Origin of the sequence: Corynebacterium sp. MSK218 (assembly GCF_030232655.1) — a bacterium.
Classification (GTDB): Bacteria; Actinomycetota; Actinomycetes; order Mycobacteriales; family Mycobacteriaceae; genus Corynebacterium.
The window spans coordinates 188,038-193,573 of record NZ_JASPGN010000006.1 but is presented as its reverse complement, the minus strand read 5'-3'; the positions used below and the strand labels follow the sequence as shown (position 1 = coordinate 193,573).

The following is a 5,536-nucleotide window of genomic DNA, read 5'->3' as shown; positions in this document are numbered from 1 at the left end:
CACTACATCTTGCGGTGCCTGATCCACTCCGGACAACTACAGGACAAAATCAACGCACTCTAAAACCGGAAGGGCCCCTTTAATCTGGTCCCTTTGCACAGTGAAGGGACCATGTAGATGGCAAAAACATGGAATAAACGGTCCCTTTGGTCTGGAAAGGGACCAAAGTAAAGGGACCATCTGGGCCTGCAGGGCGGCGGTGCGGAGTGCTGGGAGGCAGTGGTCAGAGGATGCGAAGGATCGAGTTCATCGCCCGCATGAGGTCCGCGCGGCACGCATCGGCGGCGGCATCGCGCTCGCCTTGCGCGATGAGGTGAGCTAGTTCGATGTTGGGCTGCACGTGGTTATCGTGAATCTGCGGGTAGCGCTCCAGCGTGAGCAAGAAGGTTAGCCGCATGCGGGCGAGCAGGTGGGACATGGTGCGGTCCAAGGTCGGGGAGCCCAAGCCCGCGACGAGCTGCTGGTGGAAGCGCTGGTTGAGGAGGGGGCGGGGAGCGTCGTCAAGCACGGCGGATTCCGTGAGACGAACGAGCTCGCCTGGGTCCGGGAACGTACCGTAGCGCGCCGCAGCAGGCTCGATGGCGGCACGCGCCAGGTAGAGGTCGCGCACGAAATCCTCGTCCGGGGTCGCGATGAAGACGCCGCGGTGCGGGATGCGCTCGACGATGCGCTCCGCCGCCAACATGGCAAAGGACTCCCGCAGGGTGTTGCGGGAGCAGTCGAAGCGCTCGGACGCGCGGACCTCATTGAGCTGCTGGCCGGGCATGTATTCGCCCTCGGAGATGGCGGCGCGCAGCGCGGCGGCGACGGAATCTGCAAGCATGCGACTTACAGTAGCCTGCCGACTAGCTGATGGTGGCGATCACCGCGCCCGGTTCGAGTCGCGCGCCTTCCTTGGCCACGAGCGAGACCGTGCCCGCGGCCGGAGCCTTGACGGCGGATTCCATCTTCATGGCCTCGATGGTCGCGATGGCCTGGCCTTCCTCGACCTTCTCGCCCTCGGCGACGTTCCACGCCACAAGGTTGGCCTCGTACGGGCAGGTCACGTCGTTTCCTCCGGCACCGGAGCCTGCGCTTGCCGACGCCCCCGATACCTGCGCGCCCTGCGCACCCGCTGCCAAGAGGTCGGAGGGGAAGCCCACGCTGACGATCTTGCCGTCGATTTCCAGGGCAACTCGCGTGCGCTTGGCATAGATGGCCTCGACGGGCGCGACGTGGCTCGTGGCCTCAGCAGATGGGCGGTAGTTGTGGTCGAGCCAGTCGGTGTAGATGCCTGCCGTGGCCTCAGGATCACTGTGGTCCACGAGGACCTGCGAGGCCACCATGTCGCGGTGGAACGGCAACACGGTGCGCACACCTTCAATGTCGAACTCCTTCAACGCCTGCTTGGCGCGGTTCAGTGCAATCTCGCGGGTAGGTCCCCACACCAGCAGCTTCGCGACGAGCGAGTCATAGTAAGGCGGCACAATAGACCCGGAGCGCACGCCCGAATCGACGCGAATGCCGGGGCCCGTCGGCGGCTCGAAGCGCACGACCGTGCCCGGGCACGGCGCGAAGCCGTTGAGGATGTCTTCGGCGTTGATGCGGAACTCGAAGGCGTGGCCGTTGGACTGCGGATCGCCATCGAAGGAGAGGGGTTCGCCGGAAGCGATGCGGAACTGCTCCGCAATAATGTCCACGCCGGTGACCATCTCGGTCACGGGGTGCTCCACCTGCACACGGGTATTGACCTCGAGGAAGGAAATGGTGCCGTCCTCGGAGACGATGTATTCGACCGTGCCGGCACCGGTGTAGCCAACCTTCGCGCAGATGGCGCGGGCACCTTCGTGGATGCCGTGGCGTTGGTCGTCGGAAAGCGCGGGCGCCGGGGCTTCCTCGATGAGTTTTTGGAAGCGGCGCTGCGTGGAGCAATCGCGGGTACCCAGCACGGCGACGTTGCCGTGCGTATCGGCCAGAATCTGCGCCTCGACGTGGCGCGGGTGGGTCAGGAACTTCTCCACGTAGCATTCTGCGCGGCCGAAGGCCTCCTTGGCCTCGCGGCCAGCGGAGTTGAAGGCGGCTTCGATGTCCTCAAGATTCTCAACTACCTTGAGACCGCGGCCGCCACCACCGTAGGCGGCCTTAATGGCGATGGGCAGGCCGTGCTCCTCAGCGAAGGCGCGGGCTTCTTGCCAGTCATCGATGGGATCGGAGGTACCGGGTGCCAGGGGTGCGCCGACCTCCTCGGCTACGCGGCGCGCAGCAATCTTGTCACCAAGTAACTCGATGGACTCAGGCGATGGGCCAATCCACGTCAGGCCGGCCTCGGCCACGGTGCGGGCAAAGTCGGCGTTCTCCGAAAGGAAGCCGTAGCCCGGGTGGATGGCATCGGCACCGGCGCGCACAGCGATATCGAGCAGCGCTGGCACGTTCATATAGGTATCCGCTGCGGTGTTGCCGGGCAGAGCATAGGCTTCGTCGGCCACCTGGGTATGCAGGGCGCCGGCATCGGCCTCCGAGTAGATGGCGATGGAACGAATGCCCAGGTCGCGGGCGGTACGGGCGATACGGACGGCGATCTCGCCGCGGTTAGCAATAAGGACTGCAGAAATCATGGTTAACCTTCTGGATGTTTAAGCGAGTTCAAAGCGGACCGTAGCCCCCGGCGGGAGCTGTGCGGCAATATCAATATCTTCTTCGAGGACGGTAGCGATGACCGGATAACCACCGGTGACGGCGTGGTCGCGGAGGAAAATGACCGGCTCGCCACTTGGCGGAACCTGGACGGAACCGGCCACCATGCCCTCCGACGGCAGTTCGCCCTCGCGGGAGCGCTCCAGGCCGCTGTCACCCGAAGGACCCAGCAGGCGCACGCCCACGCGGTTGGACTGCGAGGTCACCGTCCACTCGGTGGACACGAAGACGTTGAGGCTATCGGGCGTGAACCAGTCATCGCGCGGTCCCAGCACGCAGCGCAGGACGCCCTGAGTCTGGCCTTGTGCACCTTCACCCACACGCAGCGGATTGGCCAGCTGCGCATCGGTCATGGCGGTGGAGCGGGGGAGGACACCGATGACGTCGCCCAGCCGCACCGGCTGAGGTCCCAGCCCGGAGAGCACGTCCGTGGAGGCCGAGCCCAACTCCGCATCCGCCACAATGCCGCCGCGGATGGCGATGTAATTGCGCAGGCCTACCGTAGCCGGTTCCACCGTCACCGTGGACCCGGCCGTAACGAGAACCGGGCGGGCGAGGGCCACCGGCATATCGTCTAGCAGGACGCGGGACTGTGCGCCGGTGACGCACATGACGGCGTCGGTTAGCGCGCGCAGGCGAATGCCGCCGATGTTCTCTAGCACCGTCGCACCGCGCGGGTTACCCACGGCGACGTTTGCGGTGGCCGCAGCTGCCTGGTCTGCTGCGCCCGACGGTGTGACACCCAGATTGCCGCGGCCCGGGCGGCCTTGGTCCTGGAAAAGCGTGAGCAAACCAGCATCAAGGACCTCCATGCGGGGCAGGCGCGCCGGGGTGCGGCGACCAAAAGGCGTGGTAGACACAACATCCGGCAGCGAGCTCACCGCACGGTAGCGCACGCGGTCACCCGGCTGCACGAGCGCAGGTGGCTGGGCGTCGGACTCCCACATCGGGGTCGTCGTCGTACCCAGCAGCTGCCAGCCGCCAGGAGAAACGCGCGGGTACACCGCGGAGAAACCACCAGCGATACCCACCGCACCGGCCGGAACCGCGGTGCGCGGAGTAGCGCGGCGCTCGATGTTGAAGTTCTGTGCCGGGTCCGCCGGGGTGCAATAGGTAAAGCCGGGCGCGAAGCCACCAAACGCCGCGAGCCATTCCGTCGACGTGTGCCACTCAATGAGCCCCTCACGAGACATGCCCATGAGCTCGGCGGCCTCATCCAGATCCTCGCCGTCATACTGCACGTCAATCTCCACCAAGCGCGGATCCTCACCCGCATGCGCGGCGGGGCGGAAATCCTGCAACCTCTCGGCAGCCGCCGCAGCAGAATTCGGGGTAGCAAACGTTAACAGCAGGGTGGTCGCTGCAGCGATGGCGTCGACCTGGTCTTTGAGCGGATGGGCATCCAGCGCCGCATGCCACGCCATGACCTGGGACAAATCCTCCAGTTCAATAAGCAGCGCGCGGGTTCCCACAGGGTGGATATGCATTAGACAACGCTCCGAATCTCAATACCGCGCGCCTTCAGCTCCTCCACCACGCCGCGCAGCAGTGCTACCGCACCAGGCGAATCTCCATGCGTACATACCGAGTGCGCATCCACGTTGAGGACGGTGCCGTCGATGGCCGTGATGGATCCGGTTTCGGCGACGTCGAGCACGCGCTTGACGACGTCCCCCTCATCACCCATCACCGCATTCGCCTCTCGCCGCGAGACGAGCGTGCCATCGGGGTTGTAATTGCGGTCCGCGAAGGCCTCGCGGATGACGGTAAGCCCCTTCTTCTCTGCGATATCGACAGCCACGCCGCCCGGCAGGAGCATGACCGGCAGATCGCCGAAGGCCTTAATGCCGTCGATGACCGCATGTGCTTGCGCTTCGTGGTGAACGATGGCGTTGTACATCGCGCCATGCGGCTTAACGTAGGCGACCTTCGTGCCGTTGGCCCGGGCCAAAGCCTGCAGAGCACCGATTTGGTAGGTGACCTCGTCTGCCAGCTCAGCCGGGTTGTAGTCGATGAAACGGCGGCCGAAAGCGGCCGGGTCGTTGTAGCCGACGTGCGCGCCAACCGTCACGCCAGCCTCCGCGGCCGCCTTCAGTGTTCCTGCGATGGAGTGCGGGTCACCCGCGTGGAAACCGGTGGCCACGTTGGCGGAGGAGACCAGCTGGAGCATGGCCGCATCGTCGGCGACGGGATTGCCCGCGGTGGTCTCGCCGAGGTCGGCGTTGAGGTCTATGTGCAGCGCGCTCATGGTTCTCCCTAAATCCCAAATTGTTGAACAATCTTAGGGTGTTTAGTGTAGCCCGCGTCACGTAGGTTTGTGAAGTGTGTCCCTCATTTGCGTAAGGATGGGGGAGTGACCTGCGCCGTCCGGGGTGCACCAAAGGCTCTCACTGTGGTGTTTCGTCGAGAGGTGTGCCCGCTGTGCCGCCGCCACTTCGCTGATGGTTCTCGTCACAAGGTGTCACTCGTCAGGTTTGACTGGCCCAAATGAACCGTATGACGCGACCTAGATGCTCTCCATCCTTGCCATATCGAGAGAAGAAGACGCCCGCTCCGCACGGACAGTGTGCGGGAGCGGGCGGGGAGTATCAGCCGCTAACTTTTAAAAAGGAAGCTTGATGTTGAGAGCGTCCTTGACGAACGGGAAGGCAGCTGCGATGGCAGCGAGTACGCCGCCGACGATTGCAAAGATGCCCAGCGTGGAAGGCTTGCCGTCCTCGGAAGACAGTGCGTCCTTAAAGGAGCTCTTCTTGTCCTTGTTCTGATCGCCCTTGTCCTTGCCGGCATCAGCGTCGCCTTTGTCCTTGCCGGCGTCAGCGTCGCCTTTGTCCTTGCCGGCGTCAGCGTCGCCTTTGTCCTTGCC

The 5,536-nt window shown here is 64.5% G+C and carries 4 protein-coding genes and 1 pseudogene; all 5 read right to left on the bottom strand.

Features of this window, described 5'->3' with window-relative positions; all coding sequences use genetic code 11:
• Positions 1-223: 223 nt before the first annotated feature.
• Positions 224-823: a GntR family transcriptional regulator gene (locus QP922_RS06885; RefSeq protein WP_284808547.1), complete on the bottom strand. Its 600-nt coding sequence runs from the start codon at positions 821-823 to the stop codon at positions 224-226.
• Positions 824-845: 22 nt separating this feature from the next.
• Complete coding sequence (locus QP922_RS06880; protein ID WP_284808546.1) at positions 846-2,594, bottom strand: acetyl/propionyl/methylcrotonyl-CoA carboxylase subunit alpha; 1,749 nt, start codon at positions 2,592-2,594, stop codon at positions 846-848.
• Between the two features lie 18 nt (positions 2,595-2,612).
• The gene (locus tag QP922_RS06875) at positions 2,613-4,160 is read right to left on the bottom strand and encodes a 5-oxoprolinase subunit B/C family protein (RefSeq protein ID WP_284808545.1); all 1,548 of its coding nucleotides are present in this window, start codon (positions 4,158-4,160) and stop codon (positions 2,613-2,615) included.
• Positions 4,160-4,921: a LamB/YcsF family protein gene (locus tag QP922_RS06870; protein WP_284808544.1), complete on the bottom strand. Its 762-nt coding sequence runs from the start codon at positions 4,919-4,921 to the stop codon at positions 4,160-4,162. Before QP922_RS06870 ends, QP922_RS06875 begins: the two co-directional genes overlap by 1 nt.
• 354 nt (positions 4,922-5,275) lie before the next feature.
• Positions 5,276-5,536: pseudogene (locus QP922_RS06865) on the bottom strand (hypothetical protein); the annotation flags it as partial.